Origin of the sequence: Rhodocaloribacter litoris (genome assembly GCF_011682235.2) — a bacterium.
GTDB lineage: Bacteria > Bacteroidota > Rhodothermia > Rhodothermales > ISCAR-4553 > Rhodocaloribacter > Rhodocaloribacter litoris.
On record NZ_CP076718.1, the window covers coordinates 1,906,628 to 1,929,197 of the forward strand.

General features: G+C 68.4%; 23 protein-coding genes. 12 read left to right on the forward strand and 11 right to left on the reverse strand.

What is annotated here, in order from left to right; translation table 11 throughout:
• Positions 1–125 precede the first annotated feature (125 nt).
• Positions 126–1,445 carry a TRAP transporter large permease gene (locus GQ464_RS07850; protein ID WP_228350709.1) on the reverse strand — a complete coding sequence of 440 codons (1,320 nt, stop codon included), beginning with the start codon at positions 1,443–1,445 and terminating at the stop codon, positions 126–128.
• Positions 1,445–2,017: a TRAP transporter small permease subunit gene (locus GQ464_RS07855; RefSeq protein ID WP_166979589.1), complete on the reverse strand. Its 573-nt coding sequence runs from the start codon at positions 2,015–2,017 to the stop codon at positions 1,445–1,447. Before GQ464_RS07855 ends, GQ464_RS07850 begins: the two co-directional genes overlap by 1 nt.
• A gap of 181 nt (positions 2,018–2,198) precedes the next feature.
• Between GQ464_RS07855 and GQ464_RS07860 the strand changes: the two genes are divergently transcribed.
• A complete protein-coding gene (locus tag GQ464_RS07860; protein WP_166979587.1) occupies positions 2,199–3,263 on the forward strand; it encodes a DUF1028 domain-containing protein in 1,065 nt (354 codons plus the stop codon).
• A 102-nt stretch (positions 3,264–3,365) separates the two neighbouring features.
• Positions 3,366–3,680 carry a DUF493 domain-containing protein gene (locus tag GQ464_RS07865; protein ID WP_166979652.1) on the forward strand — a complete coding sequence of 105 codons (315 nt, stop codon included), beginning with the start codon at positions 3,366–3,368 and terminating at the stop codon, positions 3,678–3,680.
• Positions 3,681–3,734: 54 nt separating this feature from the next.
• Here GQ464_RS07865 and GQ464_RS07870 read toward each other — a convergent pair whose 3' ends face one another.
• Complete coding sequence (locus GQ464_RS07870) at positions 3,735–4,493, reverse strand: putative metalloprotease CJM1_0395 family protein (RefSeq protein ID WP_228350710.1); 759 nt, start codon at positions 4,491–4,493, stop codon at positions 3,735–3,737.
• A gap of 317 nt (positions 4,494–4,810) precedes the next feature.
• Between GQ464_RS07870 and GQ464_RS07875 the strand changes: the two genes are divergently transcribed.
• Positions 4,811–6,829 carry a S9 family peptidase gene (locus GQ464_RS07875; RefSeq protein WP_228350711.1) on the forward strand — a complete coding sequence of 673 codons (2,019 nt, stop codon included), beginning with the start codon at positions 4,811–4,813 and terminating at the stop codon, positions 6,827–6,829.
• A gap of 18 nt (positions 6,830–6,847) precedes the next feature.
• Here the strand turns inward: GQ464_RS07875 and GQ464_RS07880 are convergent, their stop codons facing one another.
• From GQ464_RS07880 to GQ464_RS07900, 5 genes are all read right to left on the reverse strand, one after another.
• Entirely contained in the window at positions 6,848–8,398 is a 1,551-nt protein-coding gene (locus GQ464_RS07880; protein WP_166978726.1) for an FG-GAP repeat protein, read from the reverse strand.
• A 299-nt stretch (positions 8,399–8,697) separates the two neighbouring features.
• Positions 8,698–9,357 carry a potassium channel family protein gene (locus tag GQ464_RS07885; protein ID WP_166978725.1) on the reverse strand — a complete coding sequence of 220 codons (660 nt, stop codon included), beginning with the start codon at positions 9,355–9,357 and terminating at the stop codon, positions 8,698–8,700.
• Between the two features lie 14 nt (positions 9,358–9,371).
• Positions 9,372–10,817 (reverse strand): TrkH family potassium uptake protein, encoded by a 1,446-nt coding sequence (locus GQ464_RS07890; protein WP_166978723.1) that lies wholly within the window; start codon positions 10,815–10,817, stop codon positions 9,372–9,374.
• On the reverse strand, positions 10,814–12,097 hold the full coding sequence (locus tag GQ464_RS07895) for a cysteine desulfurase-like protein (protein WP_166978721.1): 1,284 nt from the start codon (positions 12,095–12,097) through the stop codon (positions 10,814–10,816). The genes GQ464_RS07890 and GQ464_RS07895 overlap by 4 nt, the downstream gene beginning before the upstream one ends.
• Before the next feature lie 117 nt (positions 12,098–12,214).
• The gene (locus GQ464_RS07900) at positions 12,215–12,784 is read right to left on the reverse strand and encodes a hypothetical protein (protein WP_166978719.1); all 570 of its coding nucleotides are present in this window, start codon (positions 12,782–12,784) and stop codon (positions 12,215–12,217) included.
• A 226-nt stretch (positions 12,785–13,010) separates the two neighbouring features.
• Between GQ464_RS07900 and GQ464_RS07905 the strand changes: the two genes are divergently transcribed.
• A complete protein-coding gene (locus GQ464_RS07905; RefSeq protein ID WP_166978717.1) occupies positions 13,011–14,264 on the forward strand; it encodes a metal-dependent hydrolase family protein in 1,254 nt (417 codons plus the stop codon).
• Positions 14,265–14,272: 8 nt separating this feature from the next.
• Here the strand turns inward: GQ464_RS07905 and GQ464_RS07910 are convergent, their stop codons facing one another.
• Positions 14,273–14,530 (reverse strand): hypothetical protein, encoded by a 258-nt coding sequence (locus GQ464_RS07910; RefSeq protein WP_166978715.1) that lies wholly within the window; start codon positions 14,528–14,530, stop codon positions 14,273–14,275.
• 303 nt (positions 14,531–14,833) lie between these two features.
• Between GQ464_RS07910 and GQ464_RS07915 the strand changes: the two genes are divergently transcribed.
• Entirely contained in the window at positions 14,834–15,232 is a 399-nt protein-coding gene (locus tag GQ464_RS07915; protein WP_166978713.1) for a FlgD immunoglobulin-like domain containing protein, read from the forward strand.
• Positions 15,233–15,453: 221 nt separating this feature from the next.
• The gene (locus GQ464_RS07920; RefSeq protein ID WP_166978732.1) at positions 15,454–16,923 is read left to right on the forward strand and encodes a dihydrolipoyl dehydrogenase family protein; all 1,470 of its coding nucleotides are present in this window, start codon (positions 15,454–15,456) and stop codon (positions 16,921–16,923) included.
• A gap of 39 nt (positions 16,924–16,962) precedes the next feature.
• Here the strand turns inward: GQ464_RS07920 and GQ464_RS07925 are convergent, their stop codons facing one another.
• Positions 16,963–18,183, reverse strand: coding sequence for a carbohydrate porin (locus GQ464_RS07925; protein WP_166978711.1), 1,221 nt, complete (start codon positions 18,181–18,183; stop codon positions 16,963–16,965).
• A 244-nt stretch (positions 18,184–18,427) separates the two neighbouring features.
• On the opposite strand from GQ464_RS07925, the gene GQ464_RS07930 reads away from it, so the two are divergent.
• From GQ464_RS07930 to GQ464_RS07950, 5 genes are all read left to right on the forward strand, one after another.
• A complete protein-coding gene (locus tag GQ464_RS07930) occupies positions 18,428–18,886 on the forward strand; it encodes an Asp23/Gls24 family envelope stress response protein (RefSeq protein ID WP_166978709.1) in 459 nt (152 codons plus the stop codon).
• A gap of 8 nt (positions 18,887–18,894) precedes the next feature.
• On the forward strand, positions 18,895–19,245 hold the full coding sequence (locus GQ464_RS07935; protein ID WP_228350712.1) for a hypothetical protein: 351 nt from the start codon (positions 18,895–18,897) through the stop codon (positions 19,243–19,245).
• Positions 19,242–19,844 carry an Asp23/Gls24 family envelope stress response protein gene (locus GQ464_RS07940; RefSeq protein ID WP_166978705.1) on the forward strand — a complete coding sequence of 201 codons (603 nt, stop codon included), beginning with the start codon at positions 19,242–19,244 and terminating at the stop codon, positions 19,842–19,844. The genes GQ464_RS07935 and GQ464_RS07940 overlap by 4 nt, the downstream gene beginning before the upstream one ends.
• 46 nt (positions 19,845–19,890) lie before the next feature.
• Complete coding sequence (locus tag GQ464_RS07945) at positions 19,891–20,169, forward strand: hypothetical protein (RefSeq protein WP_166978703.1); 279 nt, start codon at positions 19,891–19,893, stop codon at positions 20,167–20,169.
• Between the two features lie 129 nt (positions 20,170–20,298).
• Complete coding sequence (locus GQ464_RS07950; RefSeq protein ID WP_166978701.1) at positions 20,299–20,781, forward strand: Asp23/Gls24 family envelope stress response protein; 483 nt, start codon at positions 20,299–20,301, stop codon at positions 20,779–20,781.
• Positions 20,782–20,866: 85 nt separating this feature from the next.
• Here GQ464_RS07950 and GQ464_RS07955 read toward each other — a convergent pair whose 3' ends face one another.
• Positions 20,867–21,835 (reverse strand): response regulator transcription factor, encoded by a 969-nt coding sequence (locus tag GQ464_RS07955; RefSeq protein WP_228350713.1) that lies wholly within the window; start codon positions 21,833–21,835, stop codon positions 20,867–20,869.
• A 207-nt stretch (positions 21,836–22,042) separates the two neighbouring features.
• Here GQ464_RS07955 and GQ464_RS07960 point away from each other — a divergent pair, with 207 nt between their 5' ends.
• Entirely contained in the window at positions 22,043–22,552 is a 510-nt protein-coding gene (locus GQ464_RS07960) for a hypothetical protein (protein ID WP_166978699.1), read from the forward strand.
• Positions 22,553–22,570: the final 18 nt, after the last annotated feature.

A 22,570-nucleotide genomic window follows, 5' to 3' on the forward strand; every position in this document is an offset into this window, starting at 1 on the left:
GCCGTGCCATGCCATCGACAACCCGGCCCGAGCCGGCATCGCCTCAACAACACGGACCTTCGCCCTGGCCGGTCTGATCGAGCCCGTACGCCGGAAAGAACCGGGGGGGTTTTCGGCCGGGCGCATCAATCGAGCAGCCAGGTCACCAGTTCGGGAAAAAGGATGACGAGCAGCAGTCCCAGGGCCTGGATGAGGATGAACGGGATGGCTCCCCGGTAGATTTGCGCCGTGGTTACCTCGGGCGGTGCCACCCCGCGCAGGTAGAACAGGGCGAAACCGAAAGGAGGTGTGAGGAAGGACATCTGCAGGTTCATCCCGATCATCACCCCGAACCACACCAGATCGATCCCCAGCAACAGGGCCACCGGCGCCAGCAACGGGATGATGATGAAGGCGATCTCGAAGAAGTCGATGAAGAAGCCGAGCAGGAAGATCGCCAGGTTGGCCACCAGGAGCATGCCGGCGGCACCGCCCGGCAGGTTGGTCAGCAGGTCCTCGATCCAGAGGTCACCGCCGAGCCCCCGGAAGACGAGGGCGAAAGCCGTCGAACCGATGAGCAGGAACATGACCATGGCCGTGAGGCGGGTCGTTTCGGCCATGGTCTCGCGGAGGGCCTGCAGCGTCAGTCGCCGGCCTGCGAGCGCCAGCAGCAGGGCCCCCAGGGCGCCCAGGGCGCCGGCCTCCGTCGGCGTGGCGATGCCGGCAAAGATGGAGCCGAGCACGAGCAGGATGAGCACGAGCGGCGGCAACATCACCAGCAGCACCCGGCGCAGGAGCACCTTCGGGGGCAGGTTCCGCGCTTCGGGCGGCAGGGCCGGCGCCCGTTTCGGCCGGAAGACGGCCACCCCCACCGCATACAGCGCGTAGAGGCCCGCCAGCATCAGTCCCGGCACCAGGGCCCCCAGGAACAGATCCCCTACCGACACGCCGAGCTGGTCCGCCAGCACCACCAGCACCACACTCGGCGGGATGATCTGCCCCAGCGTTCCGGAAGCCGTGATGATACCCGTCGAAAGCTCCCGCGAATAGCCGTAGCGCAGCATCACCGGCAACGAGATCATGCCCATGGCCACCACCGACGCCCCGACGACCCCCGTGGCTGCCGCCAGGAGCGCCCCGACGAAGACCACGGCCAGCGCCAGCCCGCCCCGCAACGGCCCGAAGAGCTGCCCGATGGTCGTGAGCAAGTCCTCGGCCAGGCGCGACTTCTCCAGCATCGTGCCCATGAAAATGAAGAACGGCACCGCCAGCAACACATAGTTCGACATCACGCCGAACGTGCGGTCCGGCAGGGCCAGGAGCAGGTGCCAGTCGAGCAGCCCGGCCTCCACCCCGATGAAGGCAAACAGGAGCGCCGTGCCGCCGAGCGCAAACGCCACCGGGTAGCCCGAAAAGATGAGCACGAGCGCCCCGATGAACATGAGTGGGCCGAGCCAGTCTTCCATCACACGTGCCCTCCCCCGTGTATCTCCTCCGGACCGGCCTCCTCCTCCGGCAACGACGTCCCCCGCAGCACCGCCACCTGCCGGATCAGCATGGCCACCCCCTGCACCACGATCAGGACGAAAGCAACCGGGATGGCCGTCTTGATCGGGTAGCGTGGCAACCCGCCCGGATCCGGCGACATCTCACGCACCGCCCACGAGTTGACCACCGACGGCCACGACACCCACAGCATCAGCCCGCAGAAGGGCAAAAGGAAGAGCAGGGTCCCGACCAGGTTGATCCATGCCTTGCCCCTCGGCGAGAGGCGCCCGTAGAACACATCGACGCGGACGTGGGCGTCGTGCTTGAGCGTATAGGCCGCCCCCAGCAGGAAAACCAGGCTGAAAAGATACCATTGCAGCTCGATGTAGACGTTCGAGCTGAGCCCCAGCCCCGTGTAGCGGTCAAGGTAGCGCACGACGGCATTGTAGGCCCCGATGAGGACCATCACGAGCGTCAACCAGTAGAGCACCCGGCCCGTGCGCTCGCTGAACCGGTCGATGCCGCGCGCCAGGCGAAGCCAGAACGACATAGACAGAACATGCAGGATGGACGAGGGAGCGTGGATCGGGCGGGGCTGGAAGATAACGCCCGTCCCCGGAAGATGCCATTTCTGCCCGCCATGTGCGGTTGAGAGTTTCGGGCCGATTGCGTATCTCGTATTCCGCCTCCCCCCTGCGGAATAGGCAACCCGAAACCACCACCCGACCGCCATGAAACGAAGCCTCCTGCTGGCCGCGCTGGCCCTGTCACTCTCGGCCGCCTGCGTCGTGTACCGCATGACGCGCCCGGACCCGCTCGTGTCCACGTTCTCCATCGTCGCCTTCGACCCCGAGACGGGGGACCTGGGCGTGGCCGTGCAGTCCAAGTTTCCCAATGTGCGGCCCATCGTGCCCTGGGCGAAGGCGGGCGTCGGGGCCGTAGCCACGCAGAGCTTCGCCGAGCTGGACTACGGCATCAAGGGGCTGGAGTTGATGGAGAACGGTGCCACGGCCGAGGAGGCCCTGAGCATCCTCCTGCGGGGCGACGCGGACCGGCAGCAGCGGCAGGTCGGGATGGTCGACGCCCGCGGCAACGCGGCCATGTGGACCGGCACCGAGACGTTCGCCTGGGCGGGCGGGCGCGTCGGCCGGCAGGACGGCCCGCCGCTGGCCGGCGGCCCCGAGCAGGGCAACAATGGCACCGTCCTGACCGGCTACGGCTACACCGCACAGGGCAACATCCTCGTCTCGAAGGAAACCGTCGAGGCCATGGCCGAGACGTTCGAACGCACCGGGGGCAGCCTGGCCGACCGGCTCGTGGCCGCCCTCGTGGCCGGGGGGAAGGCGGGCGGCGACCAGCGCGGCGAGCAGAGCGCCGCCCTCCTCGTCGTCCGCCAGGGCGCCGGCTACGACGGCATGGACAACTTCATCGACATCTCCGTCTACGACCACCCCACCCCCATCGCCGAACTCGAACGGCTCTACCGGCTCAACAACCTGTACTTCACCGGATCGAAGCCCGAAAACATGATCCCCGTCACGGAGGAGATCGCCCGGGAACTCCAGCAAATCTGGCAGGCACGCGGCTTCTACGACGGCCCCCTCGACGGCATCGTGGACGAGGAATTCCAGCGGATCCTGGTCGACTACATGGGGTGGGAGAACTACGACCTGCGCATCCCGCCCGTGAGGAACGTGGACCTGGCCGCCGGCGACACGCTCAAGATCGACCGCGAGGTGCTCGAAGACATCCGCGCGGTGTTCCGCGAAGGCCGCTGGAAACCACGCCTCCGGTGAAACCCGCCGAACGGGAAACGGAGCCCCGGCGCTGCGCGTATGGTGTGTTCTGCGGGGTCGCCTGCCGCGGCCCGGCTCAGGCTAAAGGATGTGGAGTACGACATGCACCGGCGACCGAAAAGGAAACTCTCTCTTCTTCAATCCGAACCTGCACAGGGTGAAGCGTGGTGGGACCGCTTCCGCACCCTGCTCGACGAAGACAACGACTGGCCCAGCGAATACCTCTTCAAGTTCATCGTCCCGAAAGCCCGCCTCGAAGACGTGAAGGCCGTCTTCGGAGACCACCCCGTCGAGGTACGGGCCTCGACGCGGGGCAACTACATGAGCGTCACGGCCCGGATGACGGTTTCTTCGAGCGACGAGGTCGTCGCCATCTACGCAGCCGCCGGCAAGGTCGAAGGGATCATCTCACTCTGAAAACGCGCCGGCACAGCACCCGCTACAGGCGCGCCGGGGCCGGCCCGGCCCCGGTTATGCATAGCGATCGATGCGGCGAACCGGTCGGACCTCCAGGGTGGCTTCGCGGGCCATGGTACCGGCATACGCCCCCGCATAGCCTTGCGGCCCACCCACCTGCCCCTCGCTCCGGCTGCCGGTATCGGCATAGGGCACGGTGGCGACCGGGGTGAAAATGTGCGGGCCGTCCGGCGTTGCCTCCGGCACGGCGCCTTCTTCCTGCCGCATCCTGGCGCGCCGCTCCTCGCGTTGCCGGAGTTCCAGTTCCTGCCGCGCCTTCATCTCCATGCGGCCGGCTTCGTGCGCGATGCGCCGGTCGGCCGGCGACGGGTCCTTCGGAGCCAGCGCCGCACGGCGGATCACCTGGGCCTTGCGGATGGTTGCCTCCGGATCACCGGGCACGGGGCGCGTGTCGATCTTGACAGACCCACCGATGGCATAACGCTTGCCATCCGGGCCGACCTGGTAGGTATACCGGGGAGGTCCCTGGGCATAAGGGCCGGCCGCCAGCAGGTGGGCCTGCTCGTGCTGGCGGACCTCCGCATCCCGCTTCTTCAGACGCCGGAGTTGCTCCTCCTCGGCGGGTGTCAGCTCCTTTCCCGCCCCCACGGCCCCCACACGGCCGGCATGCGGCCGCTCCGTACCCTCCGGCTCTACCGGACCGGCCGCCGGATTCCGGTCCGCCGCCGCCTCATCCTGGCGCGCACGCGCGGGCATGCCATGCAGCGCGAGCACGGCCACCGAAGCCGCAGTCGATGTCGTCGACGTAATCATCTGGCCCGTTCAAACCCGTAGATCGACGTGAAGGCATGGCATACATAGCACAGGTCGGTATCGGCCAAAAAAGCACGTTCTTAAACGCTATGGCGGCTTCCGGCCGTCCGCCGGCCCCGCGTCCCCGTCCCGACTAGTACTACAGCCGCATCTTCGGCATCGACGTGCAGGATCATGCCCTCGGGCACCTCGCCCCAGTCCTCATTACGCGTGATCCGCTCGGAGGCAATGACCGAGGTTTCACACCACGTGGCCCGAAAAGGCCCGCTTTTCCTATATTGTCCCGTGTCCTTTCCCCCATCTCACCCGAGGTCACCATGAACACCCTCGCCCGTGCCCTCTCCCTCGTGCTCTGCCTCGTCCTGCTCGTCCCCGCCCGTGCCCAGGAGGCCCCCGAGGGCTGGACACCCGAGCTGAGCATGCGCTTCCGGTCGATCCCCGACGTGGCCCTCTCGCCCGACGGGCGGCTCGTGGCCTACGTGGTGCGCGAGGCCGTCATGGAAGGGGAACAGTCCGAGTACCGGAGTCACGTCTGGATTGTCTCGGCCGACGGCAGCCTGAACGTCCAGTACACGCGGGGCGACAAGTCGTGCACGGACCCGGCGTTCTCGCCGGACGGGCAGTACCTGGCCTTCACGTCCGACCGCTCGGGGAAAAACCAGGTGTGGGTGATGCGCGTCGACGGCGGCGAGGCCGAACAGGTGACCGACGCCGAGACGGGCGTGGCGGCCTACCGCTGGTCGCCCGACGGCACCCGGATCGCCTACACGGCCCGCGACCCGGAAACGGAGGAGGAGAAAACGGCGAAGAAGGAGAAACGCTACGTGGAAGTGGTGGACCGGGACTTCAAGTACAACCACCTCTACGTGATCCCGCTGGCGAAGGACGCCGACGGCGAGCGCCCGGCCCGCCGCCTGACCGCCGGAGCCTTTCACGTCACGTCCTTCGACTGGTCACCGGACGGCCGCACGCTCGTCTTCGCCCACCAGCCTGACCCCACGATCAACACCGGTTTTCTCGAACGGGACCTCTCCACGGTCCCGGCCGACAGCGGGGCGGTCACGCCGCTGGTGTCGTGGGCCGGCGTGGACGACACGCCCCGGTTCTCGCCGGACGGCGCCTGGGTCGCCTTCGTCTCGGACGGCGGCCGGCCCGAGCGCGTGGGGCTGGGCGACCTGTACGTGGTGCCCGCCGCCGGCGGGGAGCCGCGGCGCCTGGCCGACACGCCGGACCGCAACGCCACCCTCCTCGGCTGGTCCGCCGACGGCACCGAGCTCTTCGCCGCCGAGGCCGTCCGCACCACGCGCCAGGTGCTGGCCGTCCCCGTCGACGGCAGCCCCACGCGCCAGCTGACCACGTTCGACGGCGTCGTCGGCAGCGTCGCCTTCGACCGGGCCACCGCCTGGATGGCCTACACATTCGAGGACCTGGACACACCCGAAGAGGTGTACCTCGGCCCCGTCGGGGGTGTCGAGCGGACGCGCCTTACGTCGGTCAACGCCGACCTTCCGCGCCCCCCGATGGGCCGCACCGAGCTGCTCACATGGACCGCCCCCGACGGGCTGAAGATCGACGGGCTGCTGACCTACCCGGTCGGCTACGAGCCGGGGCGCGCCTACCCGCTCATCCTCCAGATCCACGGCGGCCCGGCCGGCGTCTTCTCGCAGCGCTTCACCGGGGCCCCCGGCATCTACATGACCCAGGTGTTCGCCCAGGCGGGCTACGCCGTGCTCCGCCCCAACCCGCGCGGGTCGACCGGCTACGGCCGGGACTTCCGCTACGCCAACGTCCGCGACTGGGGCTTCGGCGACTACGAGGACCTCATGGCCGGCGTCGACACGGTGCTCGCGATGGGCGTGGCCCACCCGGACAGCCTGGCCGTCATGGGCTGGAGCTACGGCGGCTACATGACCTCCTACGTCGTCACCCGCACCGACCGCTTCAAGGCCGCCTCGATGGGCGCGGGCCTGCCCAACCTCATCTCGATGGTCACCACCACGGACATCCCGGACTACCTGGCCGCCCACATGGGCGCCGAGTTCTGGGAGGATTACGCCACGTACGAGAAGCACTCGGCCATCTACCACATCGCCAACGTGACGACGCCCACCCAGGTGCTCCACGGCGCCGAGGACCGGCGCGTGCCCACCGCGCAGGGGCAGGAGTTCTACGTGGCCCTGAAGCGACGCGGCGTGCCGACGGAGTTCGTCCTCTACCCCCGCACGCCGCACGGCCCGCGCGAGCCGAAGCTGCTCATGGACGTCACGCCCCGCATCCTGGCCTGGTTCGACCGGCACCTCGGGCGCCACGACGCGGCGGAGGCGGGCACGCGATGAAGACGGGAGGATGGCCGCTCAGTGCAGGCGGACCATCCGCCGGGCCTGTACCGACGAACCCCCCTCAAGGCGGTAGACGTATACCCCACCGGGCACCGGCACGCCGGCCTCGCTGCGGCCGTCCCACGTCACGGCGTGCGTCCCTGCCGGATACCGGCCCGCCGCCGGCCGGGCCACGGCACGGCCCAGCACGTCGTAGACCGTCAGGCGCACCATCGCCGCCTCCGGCAACGTAAAGACGATGCGGGTTTGCAGGCGGAACGGGTTGGGATAGTTCTGCTCCAGCACATACGCCTCCGGCAGCGGCAGCGTCTCGCGTCCGACCGACGTCTCTCGCTCGAAGATATACGCCGAGCCGCCATCCTCCCTACCGCTGGCTTCTCGGTTCGCCCCGACGATGGCGCGGCCCCCGCTGATCGAAACCGAGACGCCGAACTGATCCTCCGGCTGCGTATCGCTGGCGATCAGCTTGGCCTCCTGGCTCCAGGTGCCCGTGGCGTCCCGCACGAACACATAGGCCGCACCGTGATCCATTCCGGCGAGGTCTTCCTGCCAGGCCCCGACGATGGCACGATCCCCGCTGACCGCAACCGAATAACCGAATTCAGCGTTGCTATCCACGTCTCCGGCCAGCAGGCGGGCCACCTCCACCCAGGCCCCCGTGCCGTCCCGCTCGAATACATACGCCGCACCGGCATTCTGGTCGAACTCCACATCTTGGTCTATGGCTCCGACGATGGCACGATCCCCGCTGATCGAAACGGAGAAGCCAAACTCGTCGTTCGCTTCCGTATCGCCGGCCGTCAGCTTCGCCACCTCCACCCAGGCCCCCGTGCCGTCCCGCTCGAATACATACGCCGCGCCGGCTCGTCTACCACCGGTACCTTCCCAGTTTGCCCCGACGATGGCACGATCCCCGCTGATCGAAACGGAGAAGCCAAAGTGGTCTTCCGCTTCTGCATCGCCGGCGGTCAACTTCGCCACCTCCACCCAGGCCCCCGTGCCGTCTCGCTCGTACACATACGCCGCGCCGGCTAAAGACCCACCGGTGTCTTCTCCAGGCGCCCCGACGATGACCCGGTCCCCGCTGATCGAAACCGAGACGCCAAACTCGTCGTGTGCTTCTGCATCGCCGGCGGTCAACTTCGCCACCTCCACCCAGGCCCCCGTGCCGTCCCGCTCGTACACATATGCCGCGCCGGCTTGTGCACCACCGGTGTCTTCTCCAGGCGCCCCGACGACGACCCGGTCCCCGCTGATCGAAACCGAGACGCCGAAATTGTCAAGCCCTTCCGCATCGCCGGCCGTCAGCTTCGCCACCTCCACCCAGGCCCCCGTGCCGTCTCGCTCGTACACGAACGCCGCACCGGCCGAGGGAGCGGCGGTGTCTTCTCCAGGCGCCCCGACGATGGCCCGGTCCCCGCTGATCGAAACCGAGACGCCGAAATCGTCGTTTTCTTCCGCCTCGGCGTTCATCAGCAGGGCCGCCTGATTCCAGGGCTGGGCCGTCAGGGGCCAGGCACACCATCCCAGCAACAGCATCAACAGACCGCATCGCACGTGCTTCATCAGAATACCTCCGTATCGGCTTGTGGTGCGTATTCGACGGAGACGACGACCACGCGCCCGGCACAGCTCCCGGGCCGCGGAAAAGCCCGGCGCGTGGCCGTCGTCCACGGGGAGACTTCGAGACGATGAACCGTCCCCTTTTCCCCTTTCACACCAAAAAGCCCACGGAGGGACCACCCCCCTTCAGATTTTTTTCCGTATCGTCGAAGGTGCGTAGCGAACCGGAAGGGCAGCCTTCTACCGGTTCTGCGAAATGGCTGCCCCGGACCGTAGCGTCGACCGGCGGGTCGATGCCACGCTCACTTCAGCCGGGCCGTCCGCTTCAGCGCCTCTTCCTTCCCGGCGATCACCAGCGTGTCGGAATCCTTGAGCACCGCGTCCGGATCCGGCGGAACGTTCATCGTGCCCGTGAGCACGTCGTGCACGCCGACGACCGTCACGCCATACTGCACGCGCAGGTCCAGTTCGCGCAGCGTCTTGCCCTCCCAGGCGTTCGGTACCACCATCTCCTGCAGGCCGAAGCCGCCGCCCAGATCGACGTACTTCAGCAGCGATTCGCTCTCCGAGAGGCGGGCGGCCAGGTTCAGCGCCGACTCGTGCTCGGGAAAGATGACCTCGGCCGCGCCCATGCGGCGCATCACCCGGGCGTGATCGAACGAGATGACCTTGACGTAGACCTCCTTCACGCCCACGTCACGCAGGGCCAGGGTCGAGAGGACGCTGGCCGTGATGTCGTCGCCCGTGCTGACGATGCCGACGTCGGCCGCGCCGGCCCCGGCGTGCTCCAGCACCTCCGTCTCGCGCCCGTCGCCGAAGGCGGCCCGTGAGACGTGCGGGGCGATCCGGTCCACCTTGTCCTGGTCGAGGTCCAGCGCGATCACCTCGTGCCTGCGCTCGTAGAGGGCCCGAGCCACACTCGCCCCGAAGTTGCCCAGCCCGACCACCACAAACCGTTTCATCGTGCGATCCTCCGTTAACCAATGATCACGTCTTCATGGGCATAGCGGAACGCCCGCAGGCGCCGGCGGCGGGCCAGCGCGGCTGCAAACGTCATGGGGCCGACGCGCCCGATGAACATCAGCAGGATGATGACCCCCTTGCCGAAGCCGGTCAGTTCGGGCGTGCCGCCCATCGTCAGCCCGACGGTGTTGAAGGCGCTGACGACCTCGAACATGTAGACGAGGAAGCGCCCGCTCACCTGCGCGTGTGCGGCCAGTTCGACGTGCGTGGTCACCATGACGAAGACGGCGGCCGTCATCACCCCGAAGACGAGCACGAACAGGCCGACGGCCCGGCGGATCGTTTCGTCGGGGACGGTCCGGCCCGCGAGGTGCACGCCGGAGGCCCCGCGCAGGTTGGCCAGCGCCAGCAGCCCGATCAGCGCGATGGTGGTCGTCTTGAAGCCGCCCGCCGTCGAGCCCGGCGAGCCGCCGACGGCCATCAGCAGGATGGTGAGGAAGTTGCCGCTGTCCGAGACGCCGGCATAATCGACCGTGTTGAAGCCGGCCGTGCGGGGCGTCACGCTCATGAACAGGCCGTTGACGATCCGCGCCCAGGGCGGCAGGTCGGCCAGGCTCACGCCCCATTCGAACACCGTGAAGAGCACCCACCCGGCGACGATGAGCACGGCCGTCGTGCCCAGCACCAGGCGGGTATGCACGGAGACGCGCCGGGGCATCACCCCGCGCCGCTTCTGGCGGTGGTGGTAGACCAGCTCTTCCATCACCAGGAAACCCAACCCGCCGAGGACGATGAGCGCCATAATCACCAGTAACACGAGCGGATGCTCGCGCTCCCCCACGAGCGAGTCGGAGAACGTGGAGAAGCCCGCATTGCAGAAGGCGCTGACGGCATGGAAGACGGCGGGCCAGGCGGCGCCCGTCCAGCCCCGGTCCGGCAGCCAGAGCAGGTACAGGAGCAGGGCGCCGGTGGCTTCGATGAGCAGCGTGTACACCACCACGATGCGCGTCAGCCGGGCCGGCCCCACGTCGATGCCCAGGCGGGGCGAGCCGGCCATGAGGGCCTCCTGCCGGAGCGAGGCCCGCTGCCCGAGTGAGAGGATGATGAGCGTGGCCAGCGTGATCATGCCGAGCCCGCCGAGCTGGATCAGCAGCAGGAGGAACGCCTGCCCCGCCGTGGTGAAGTACGTGGCCGTGTCCACCACGATCAGGCCCGTCACACAGACGGCGCTCGTGGCCGTGAACAGGGCATCGAGCCAGTCCAGCGGCGCTCCGGTGTACAGGCCGGGCAGGGTCTTGAGGCCGAGCGTGCCCAGCCCCACCAGCAGCAGGAACGAGTAGACGAAGAGCTCGGAGGGCGACCGCGCACGCCACCAGGCGTAAGCGGCGCGAACCGCTCCGCGTAGCCGGCGCCAGGGGGCGCGCCACCCCGCTCGTCCGGTGCCCGCCCCGTCCCTCATGGCCGCGCCCTGCCTTCACCCAGCGCCGCCACCGCTGCCACGAGCCGGTCGATCTCCTCGACCGTGTTGTAGTGGCACGGCCCCACGCGCACCAGGCCGCCGCGTGTGTGGAGGCCCAGGTGCCGGACGACCTCGCAGGCATAGTAGTCGCCATCCCACACGAAGATATTCGCCCCGGCGAGTCGCCGGGCCACGTCGCGGGGGTGATGGCCGTCGAGGGTGAACGAGACCGTGGGCACGCGCTCGCCGAAGCAGGCAGGGTCGGTGATGCCGTGGATGGTCAGGCCGGGGATGGCCTGCAGACCGGCGATGAGCCGCTCGCTGAGCGTGCGCTCGTAGGCGGCGATGGCCCGCATGGCAGCGTGGACGTGGCGGCGGCGCTCGGGGAAGTGCCGGTACGCATCGTGGTACTCGGCAGCCATCGTCGCGCCCACCCAGGCCAGGTACTCGACGGCGCCGAGCGTGCCGGCCATCCCCTCGTGCGAGAGCGTGCCCGTCTCGAACTTGAACGGCAGCGCGTCGGAGGCCGGCCGCACCTTGTAGGCGGGGAGCCGTTCGAGCAGCGCCTCCCGGCCCCACAGGATGCCCTGGTGCGGGCCGAAGAACTTGTAGGCCGAGCACACGAGGAAGTCGCACCCGAGGGCCTGCACGTCCGTCGGGCCGTGGGGCACGTACTGCACGGCATCGACGTAGACGAGGCCGCCGGCGGCGTGCACCTTCTCGCAGATGGCCCGCACGTCGTTGATGGTGCCCAGCGCATTGCTGGCATAGTTGACCGCCGCCAGCCGGGTGCGCTCGGAGAGCAGGCCGTCGAGCGCGTCGAGGTCGTACCGGTACGTGGTCGTGTCAAACGGGAGCCACTTCACCGTGAGGCCGAGGTCTTCGGCGAGCAGGAGCCAGGGGGCCACGTTGGCGTCGTGGTCCATCCGCGTCAGGATGAGTTCGTCGCCCGGCTTCAGCGTGCGCCCGAGCGAGCGGGAAAAAGCGAACGTGAGCGTGGTCATGTTCTGCCCGAAGACGACCTCCCGCCACGAGGCCGCGTTCAGCAGATCGGCCACGGCGCGATGGGCTTCTTCGAGGAGGGCGTCGGTGGCTTCGGAGGTGCGGAAGACGCCGCCGGCGTTGGCATTCATGTGCACGAGGTAGTCGTGCGTGCGGTCGAGCACGCGGCGGGGCACCTGCGTGCCGGCGGGGTTGTCCAGATAGACGCGCGGCTGCCCGTCGTCTTCGAGGGCAAGGGCGGGGAATTGCTCGCGGATGCGATCGGGGTCGAGCGGCATGGGGCGGCGGAAACGTGAAACGACGACGCCAAGCTACGGCGTTCCCGGGTCAAAGTCAGGCCTCGGCGGACGCGGCCGGCGGCATCCTCTCCCGGAGCACCGTGCGTCGTTCCTCCCTCATCCCTGCCCGTTGGACAGCCGCCGCCGCTCGTCGGCCCGGCGCAGGGCCTCGGCCAGAATCTCGGGCGGGAACCCGCTCAGGAGCCGGCTCAACATCGTCACGGCCTGCTCCTCATCGTTGAACGCCACCTCGCCCGTCTCCAGCGCTCGTCGCAGGACCGGGTCGTATTCGTCCACCAGGCGCACCAGCCCCGTCAGGCACCGCGCGAACTGGGCCAGCGTCAGCGGCGCATCTTCCAGCGGGAACTCCACGACGGGCCGCACCTCCCCGTCGCGGGCGTCATACTCGTACTGGATGAGCTTCGTGCGCCATTGCACCATGGCACAGGCCTGGAGGAACGGGCCGGCCTCATCGACCGGAACCGTGTAGGCCGCCGGGGCAAAGATCGATAGATAGCGCCCCTGTTCGGAGAGCTGGATGACCACCCGAAGGTGCGGGTTGCCTTCGTCGTCCCGGTAGTGTTCCAGTCCGCCAAAGGCGGCCAGCAGGGTGTTGTCATCTCCCCGGAAATACCTCAATCCGTAATGCTCGAGCATCTGTGCGATCTCATCGAGGGTCGTAGCCATAAATCGTGCATCGAGTCTGAAAAGGAAAAGCGGAGCGGGAAGACCGGGCATACCCACACCCCCGGCCTTCCTCTTTTCGAAAAGGTAGGGTTTGCTTTCCATCGAAACAACGCGAAAAGGCATCTTTCGCCGCGACGGGACGGAGGGTATCCTCGCCATGACTTTCACGGGTCCATTGCCTAATTTGGCACTATCTTACTGTTTTCCCGAACCATCTCCTCCACCCATGCGCCGCCTGTTTGCCCTCGTCCTCACCCTGTGCCTGGCCTGTCCGGCCCCGGCCCAGTACGTGCTCCGCCCCGAACGCGTCTTCGACGGCGAGGCGATGCACGCGGGCTGGGTGGTCGTCGTCGAGGGGGACCGCATCGCGGCGGCGGGACCGCCCGGTGCGGTGACCGTCCCGGCCGGCGCCGAGGTGCTCGACCTGCGCGGGATGACGCTCCTGCCCGGCCTCATCGAGGGGCACGCGCACCTGCTGTTGCACCCGTACGACGAGACGCCGTGGAATGACCAGGTGCTGCGCGAGTCGCGGGCCGAGCGGGTCGTCCGCGCCGTCAACCATGCCCGCGCCACGCTGATGGCGGGCTTCACCACCGTGCGCGACCTGGGGACCGAGGGCGCCGGCTATGCCGACGTGGGCCTCCGGACGGCCATCGAGAAAGGGCTGGCCCCCGGCCCCCGCCTGCTGGTGGCCGGGCGCGCGCTCGTCGCCACGGGCAGCTACGGGCCGAAGGGCTTCGCGCCCGAGTGGGACGTGCCGCCGGGGGCCGAGCCCGCCGACGGCCCCGACCTCGCCCGCGCCGTGCGCGACCAGATCGGCCATGGCATCGACGTGGTGAAGGTGTATGCAGACTACCGCTGGGGGCCGCAGGGCGAGGCCCGCCCCACCTTCTCGCTCGACGAGCTGCGCCTGATCGTGGAGACGGCCCGGAGCAGCGGGCGGCCCGTGGTGGCCCATGCGAGCACCCCCGAGGGGATGCGCCGCGCCACGCTGGCGGGCGTCGAGACCATCGAGCACGGCGACGGCGGCACGCCCGAGGTGTTCCGCCTGATGGCCGAGCACGGCGTGGCCCTCTGTCCCACCCTGGCCGCCGGCGACGCCATCCTCCAGTACGGCGGCTGGCACAAGGGCACCGACCCCGAGCCCGAGCGCATCCGCCGGAAACGCGCCTCCTTCCGCGCCGCCCTCGACGCCGGCGTGACGATCTGCGCCGGCAGCGACGCCGGCGTCTTCTCCCACGGCGACAACGCCCGCGAGCTCGAGATGATGGCCGCCTACGGCATGGCCCCCCTCGACGTGCTCCGCGCGGCCACCGCCGTCAACGCCCGCCTGTTCCACCTCGACGACCGCCTCGGCCGCATCCGCCCCGGCCTGCTGGCCGACCTCATCGCCGTCGAAGGCGATCCCAGCACCGGCCTCGCGGCCCTCCATGCCGTGCGCCTCGTCATGAAAGGCGGGGTCCTCTACCGGCGTCCCTGAACTACCGCTCAGAGCGGCTTGAAGAGCTTCACGTCTACGTAGGACACCGTTCCCCCGGACGGCAGATCCACCTGGGAAACCTCGATCTCGACCTTGAGCTTCTGGCTCTGCGCCCGAACGAGCAGTTGATTCAGTTCCTCGATCTTGTGCTTGATCTCCTTGGCCAGGAGAAAATCCTGGTCGCGCAGCAGTTGCTCGACCAGTTCGTCGACGGATTTGCTGAGGGGCAGGGTTTCCACGATGACGATCAGGCTGAATACAGGCAAGACGCGCCAAAGATAAGCATCGCGGCACGAAACGGCACGTCCCGGGCGCATCTTTTTCCTGCACCGGTGCCCCATGGCGGAGCGTTCGCTTTTCCATACAGCCCGTCTCCGCCCGCCATCCGGCCCGCCTGCGCATAAACACTCAAAATGAATGAACTTGTGCCCAAATCTTCACATCCCCTGCACGATGGCATACGTATTGATGCAGTGAACCTGTGAGAAGACCGCGAAACCGGCCGCCCCGCTGCAACACCTCTCCGGGCGGGCAGTACCATGGCCAGACGAACTCCGATCAGTCGACCTATGATGCGACGCGTTGCTACGATCCTGCTTGCCTTTCTCTTTGCGCTCCCGGGGCCGTCAGCCGCCCGCGCCGCCGGGGTGGCGGAGCGTCCCGAGCCCGTCGTGCGGACGGCACCACCGGAAACGTTCGTCCTCTACCAGAACTATCCGAACCCGTTCAACGGGGAAACCCTGATCCGCTACGAATTGCGACGGGCGGCTCGCGTCCGGCTCACCGTCTACGACATGCTCGGGCGCAAGGTGGCCGAACTGGTGCGTGCGGAACAGCCGCCCGGGTTCTACGAAGCCCGCTGGGACGGCAGCGCCGAAAGTGGCCACGCCGTGCCGAACGGGATGTACCTCTACCGCCTGCAGGTAGGCCAGGAAAGCGCCGTCCGCACGATGCTGCTCCTGCGCTGAGGCCCGTCAGCGGCCCGCCTTCGGGCTGAAACGAAACGCCGCTTCGCCCGACAAAGCCCGCTGACTTCGCCCGTATGCGGAAGATTCCGCACGGGGAAGCGTCACGCCGTCGACCGGGGTGACGCGCTTTTTTGTCATCAGGGTATCGTCGCGGGCATGATCGCCGGCGGCGTATATTCGACCTTCAAAAAATTTGCCGTCCGGTGAAGGGAGCCTGCGCGATGGCCTATGACTACGACCTGATCGTGATCGGCGGCGGGGCAGCCGGGCTGACGGCTTCCGGCCTCGGTGCCATCCTGGGCGCCCGCACGCTCATGATCGAGCGCGACCGCCTCGGCGGCGACTGCACCTGGTACGGCTGCGTGCCCAGCAAGACGCTCCTGAAGACGGCGCAGGTGGCCCACCACATCCGCTGTGCCGGACGCTACGGGCTCACCGGCCAGCCCCCGGAGATCGACTTCGCCCGCGTGATGACCCGCCTGCGGGCGATCCGGCAGGAGATCTACGAAGACGCCGACGCGCCGGAGCGCTACGAGCGCCTGGGAGTGGAGGTGCGCCGCGGCGCCGCCCGTTTTGTGGATGCGCATACCGTCGAGATCGCCGGTGAGGGCGGGCCGGATCGTGCCTCCGGACGCTACGTCGTCATCGCGGCGGGAGCCGGTGCCTTCGTGCCGCCCATTCCCGGCCTGGACGAGGTACCGTACCTGACGAACGAAACCCTCTTCGAACTCGACACCCTGCCCCGGCACCTGGTCGTCGTCGGCGGGGGCCCCATCGGCACCGAGATGGCCCAGGCCTTCCGTCGCCTCGGCAGCGAGGTGACCGTGATCGACCTGCTCCCGCGCCTCCTGTCCAACGACGACGAAGAGCTCGCCGGCCTGCTTTGCGAGGTGCTGGAGCAAGAAGGCGTCCGTTTCCTTCTGGGAGCCGAGGTGCAGCAGGTTCGGCACCGGGACCGCGCGTTCCTCGTCACCGTCGCGCAGCAGGGCAGCCGCCGGGAGATCCGCGCCGACGCGCTGCTCGTGGCCACCGGGCGCCGCCCCAACCTCGACGGCCTCGGCCTGGACGCGGCGGGCATCGCCTACACGAAAACGGGCATCACCGTGGACGACCGCTGCCGCACCAACCTGCCGCACGTCTACGCCGCCGGCGACGTGACGGGTCGCTATCAGTTCACCCACATGAGCGAGCACATGGCGAAGGTGGCCGTCACGAATGCCCTGCTCAAGTTCCCGATGAAGCTGGACGCGCGGCATGTGCCCCGGGTGACGTACACCGATCCGGAACTCGCGCACGTGGGCGCCACCGAGGCCCGGTTGAAGGACCAGGGCACCCGGTACGAGGTCTTCCGCTTCCCCTATCGCCGGATCGACCGGGCCATCACCGACCGGGAGACCACCGGATGGATCAAGGTGTTTGCAAAGAAGCGCGGCAAGATCCTCGGGGTGAGTATCCTGGGCGCCCGTGCCGGCGAGCTCATCGGCGAGTTCGCCCTGGCCATGCGCAACGGCATCAGCCTCCGCCGCATTGCCGATACGATCCATCCCTACCCCACGTACGGCCTTGGCGTGCGCCGCGCCGCCGACCAGTGGTACGTCCGCCGCCAGATGCCGGGGCTGCTGCGGCTCGTGCAGCGATTCTTCGGCTATCGCGGCACCGTGCACGCGTTCGAACCCGGCGAGATCGTTTAGGAAAAGCACCGGCGCCCCCCACGCCGGAAGCGCAAGCCCTCAAAGGGTGGCCATGAAGCGCAGGCCGAGGACGAGGGCGTTCCCCCGGGCCGGGTTCGTGTCCGGGTTGACGACGTACTGGAGGTCGGCCTGGAGAGCCAGGCGGGCCGAGAAGAGGGCCAGGTAGGTCAGTTCGAACGTCGTCTCGGCCCGTTCGACGGGTTGCCCGGCCTGCCGCTGGGCCCGGCGGTAGGGGGTGCCGTTGTACGCCGAGGCCAGGGCCAGCCCCAGGCGGTCGTCGTCGCGTCCCCGGAAGGGACCGGTGTAGACGATCCCGGCTCCCAGATAGGCTCCGAAGCGGTTGACCCGGGCATGGGCCGCGCCCAGCCGCACGAAGACGGCGAGCCCGCCCGTGCCGCCGGGTTCGCGATACGGCTGCCATTCGCCCAGCAGGTAGGCGCCCCGGCTCCGCGCCTGCTCCCCGGGCCGGCCCAGCACGTCGAACGCGGCCGTGTACATCCAGGCCCCGAGGCCCAGCCGGGCCCGGTACACCGGCTCGCCGAGCCGCGAGACCCGCCGTCGCGGAACGGGCGCCGTGCCTTCCCTCATCCCATCGAAGAACAGGCCTGTTTCGGCCGCCAGCAGAAGCCCGTCCTCCCGGCCGAAACGGATCCGGGTGCCGTGCGGCCGGGCCGGATCCCCGGGCACGCCGTCCAGCGCGACGGCCTGCACGTACAGGGCATCGACCGGCAACCACTTGACCCGTGCCCCCACCGACGTGTGCGGAAAGATGGAAGGCCCGTTCTTCCCGCTCTGCGAAAAGTCGGGCCCGATGCCGTGCGAGCTGTTGATGAACAGCGCGGCGGTGCGGATGAGGTCGAACTCCGTGTTCAGGTCGTAGAGCCCGAGCAGCACCGAGAGGCGACCGTCGTCGCGCAAGTGCTGAAGCCAGGCTTCGTAGAGCTGCCAGGCGGTCGGCGCCTCGATGTTGTTGACGCCCTGGGCGTCGCCGGCCAGCCGCGAAGGATGCCCTCCCTGGTTGCCCAGACCGTAGAGAAACAGGTGCGTCCGCGACCAGCCCAGCAGATGCTCCAGATCGAGGGCAAGGGTCACGTCGAAGTTGTCCAGGTATACCACGTCCCGGCGCAGCCCACCGGCCAGGTTACCGAAGACATCGCCCGTGTAGCTTGCCTCGACGTGAAAGGCCGGCGCGGGCTGGGCCGGGGCCGGATCGGCAAGGAGCAAAAGACAGGAAAACCCCAGGAATACCCTGTGCTTCATGGCTTCGGTTTTCATGCGGTCTCGTGGGTCCCCCTCGTTTCTGACCCGTTGCCCTCCAAGCTCACACCGGGGTGCGAGACAAGGTTTAAACACGCATTAAAATAACGCCTTGAACGGACCGGCGACAGCCCACCCGGAGGCGACAAACAATCGTGTTTTAATCCCGCTTTAATGCTTTCCGCACCCTTTTGCCCGATGTTGGGTCGTCGAAAGAGACCCGTAGCTGAAGAGCCGGTGACAACGTATGACGTTGACGACCCGCCTGCCCGAGGGGCGCTTGCGCATATCGGAGGCCGTGCTGGACAAGATGGTGATCGCCGAGGCGCAGCAGGTGCCGGGCGTGGTGGACGTGCACGGCTGGCTCCTGGGCGCCGCGCTGGGCAGCGTGGCAGGCAGTGTGGTGGGGTTCGTCGAAGGAGGACCGATCGGGGCCGTCGTCGGCGGCACGATGGGATCCGCCCTCGGCGCCACGGCCGGTCATCTGATCGAACAGCACCGGGACCAGCGTCGCCTCTTCGAGGTGGGGAAAGCCCGGCCGAGCATCCGGCTGCGCCTGACCGGCGCCTACGGGGCCGACCTGCGTGCCGTGGCCGCCTCGGTGCGCCAACGGGTACGCGAGACGGTGACCACCCTCACCGGGCTGGACGTGGCCCGGGTGGATGTGGAGTTCGTGGAGATCGCCCCGCCGGCCCGCTCCCTATGACGAGATCCGTGAAACCCGATCCCTGGCTGGCGGCCGCCCGGCACCTGGCCGAGGTGGCCCGGTCCCATCCCGGGGTGGCCGGCCTGGCCGAAAGCGGCCCGGTCGAGACGCGGGGACGCGGCGCCCCGGTGCGGGGCATAGCCCTGCGGGCCGGGGAAGAACGAGCCGTTGCCACCGTGGCCGTGACGCTCCACACCGGCGCCGTGACCGAAGCCGGAGGCCTCACCCCACTCGTGCGCTCCCTGCGGCACGCCCTCCTGGACGGCTGGCGCCGGCTCGACACCGGCCTGCCCCTGGACCTGCACGTGCAGGTACTCGACCTCGTTCCTCCCGGACCCGCCCCCGCTTCCTCATCATGAACCACGAAAACGCCCTCGAACTGCTCCGACGCCTGCTCGTGGCGCTGCTGGGCGGGCTGTGGCTCGCTGCCGGTGTGCTGGTGTTCCTCCATGCCATGGAGATGACCGGGCCGGTCGTATGGGTCCGGGGCGGCTTCACCCTCGTGCTGAACCTGGCCGAACAGCCTTTCGGGACGGTGCTCACGTGGGCAGCACTCGCCGTCTGGGCCATCCTCGCCGGCCTGCTGCTCCTGGCCCTGGCCCTGATGCGCGTCGCGGACGAAGGGCGCCGCATCGTGTTGCGCGGCACAGCGCCCAACGGCTTCTATGGCGGCGGCCAGCTCACCGTGGCCCAGCGAAGCCTCGAAGCCCTGGCCGCCTACACGGCCGAACGCGTCGACGGTGTGCGCGAGGCCCGCCCGCGGCTGCGCCTCCGTCGCAAGGGGTGGCACATCGCGTGCCGCGTCACGCTGGCCCCGGACGCCGCCCTGCCCGACGTGTCAACCCGGCTGAAGACGGCCCTGCACGACGCCATCGAGCACCACACCGGCCTGCCCGTCGCACGCGTCGACATCGATGCCCAGCTGCACGCCATCGACGCCCACCGGCGCGTGCGATGAGCCTGCCCGCCCGCATCCCTCCACCCCGTTCAACCCTCACGTGATTATGGGACCTGGCGATCCCTTTACCGCAACCCGGCCCGATCTCGATGCAGACGAACGCCCGGTGCCGGAAGCCAGCCGGGGACTCCCCCGCTTGCACCTGTTGATCGGCCTGGTGACGGGGCTGGTCTTCGGCGTGCTGGTGCTGCTCGGCCTCCTCCTCGAAGGGCTCTTCGTGCTCCTGTGCGGCCTCCTGGGTGCCGGCATCGCGTGGGTGCTGCACGGTACCCTCACCGGCCGGCTGGACTTCGGAGCCGCCTGGCGGGCCCTCCGCCGGCAATGACCTTTAAGCGGCTTTTAATCCCGCTTTTATGTTCGACCGACCCGAACCGCACGATTTTTCTTTCCCCGGGCCCCGGAAATGCTCCGGGGACCCCACACCCGACATCAGCAGCAACCCGGAGGACGATCCATGGCAACGGCAACGAAAAACAAGGAAACCGACGTGGCCCCGGCGAAAAAAACGTCCGTAAACGCCATCGAAGGGGCCTCCGTCACGCAGGACGAGTCCGGTCAGACGATCATCCGCAACCAGGTGGTCGCCAAGATCGCGAGCCTGGCCGTGCGCGAGATCGAAGGCGTCCACAGGCTCGTACCCTTCGGTGCCACGCAGTCCGTCGTCTCGCTGGCCAAGACGGTCACGGGGGGGACGATGCGGGACCTGGGCGTGCAGGTGGAAGTCGGCACGCGCGAGGCGGCCATCGACGTGCGCATCGTCGTCGACTACGGCGTCAGCATTCCGGCCATTGCCGAGGCCATCCGCCGCAACGTGGCCGAACGCGTCGAGGAAATGACGGGGCTGAAGGTGGTGGAGATCAACATCGACGTGGTGGACCTGTATTTCGGCGAGGAAGAAGAAGAGGTGGAAGAAGCCGCCGAGCCCCGCGTGCACTGAAGCCGTTTCGGGCGGGCATGGGGTGCCGTCGGCGGAACCCGGCACCCCGGTGTGGCGCCGTACCCGGCTCGTTCGGGTACGGCGTTCACGTCGCGTGCCGGCTCACCTGGAGCCGGTAGCCCCGGCCCCGCACCGTCTGGATGACGCCTTTGAGCCCCTGCTCGGCCAGCTTGCGCCGCACGAAGTGCATGTAGACGTCGACCATGTTCGTGCCGGTGTCGAAGTTGAGCCCCCAGACCGCATCCAGGATCTGATCGCGCGAGCAGACCTCCCCGGGATGCTGCATCAGATAGTGCAGCAGGTCGAACTCCTTGGGCGTCAGTTCCACCTCGCGCTCGTGGATGAAGAAACGGAAGCCGTCCACGTCGAGGCGCAGGGGACCGCACACGAGCACCGACGGGTTACCGGATTCGGGCGGCACCGGCGCCAGCGCGTCCTCGATCTCACGCGCCACGGCCCCGACGATCTCGCGGGCGTGCTCCGGCGGAGGCGGTTCGGGGGGTGAGGCGGGCTTCCGGTCGGGGGGAGAAGACGGCCTGCCGCCCGTGCGTCCGGACGCAGGCAGCAGCGTCTCCGGGGCGGTCGCGGCCTGCTCCTCGAGCCGCTGGAGCCGTTTTCTGATCCGCCGTGCCGTGGCCCGGCGCACGGACCGGATGAGCCGCCGGTAGGCCGCGGCACGGGCCTGGAGCAACGGCAGGTAGAGCGGAAAGGAGGCCACATCGTCGACGCCCGAGGCCAGCGCGGCGATCATCTCGTCCTGCCCGCCCCCGGCGCACAGGGCCAGCAACGGCACCGGCGCCGCCCGGCGGATGTGATGGCAGAGGGCCTGGAGCCGCGCCGCGCGCATCGCCTCCCAGTGTACCAGCACCACATCCACCTTGCGAAGCCCCGCCACCAGCTCGCGCCCGCGCTCCGAGAGCTGCTGCCGCTCGTCCAGCAAGGCGTCCGGCGCAAACACCCGCACCTCGTGCGGCGGCGGGCAGGCCAGGCGCACCGCCTGCTCCACCTGCGCCTCCTCCGTGACGAGACAGACCAGAAGGGGATGATCATACATGAAAGACTCGCTGGATCGCCGGGAATCCGGAAAGGGAAAGATTAAAGGAATCGATGCATTCCGACAAATCGCCCCGGACTTTAACGACAGTTTAATTTCCGTTTAAGGTTCACAGCGCAAAGAACGTCCAAATTACTTCCATCTCAGGTTTTCGAGCCCCTCCGGGGTCCTGAGGACGGTTCCGCCCACACCATGACACCGAAGATTATGAACGACCTACGTGCTCTCGGAAGCCGGTTGGCGCTTCCCGGCGTGTTGCTTTTGCTGTTGACCCTCTCGGCCTGCGACAGCAGCGACACCGTGGATTTCGACGCCGTTGCGGGCGAGTACGTTTTTACACGCTTCGAGTTCAACCCGGCCTCCAGCCTGCTCCAGCCGCTCGACGTGCTCGACACGCTGGTGACCTCCAACACACGGCTCCAGCTGTTCTCGAGCGGTCGTTTCACGCTCATGTACCAGTTCGTCGGCGGCCCGGCCGAGTTCATCGGCGGCGACTACACGGCCACCAGCGCCCGCGTCCGCCTCAAAGGCAACGCCGACGAGAAACGGTTCTACGAGGCGCTGCTGCTCAGCAACGAGTTCACGCTGAACCGTGAAGGCGACAACGTGCTCACGGCCGACATCGAACGGGAGGTCAACCTGGAGCAGTTCTCCCGCCGCTACGAAGGCCTCACGGCCGTCAAAGGTACGCTCTCGCTGCGACTGCAGCGGCAGTAGCCTCGCCGCCCCCTGCCC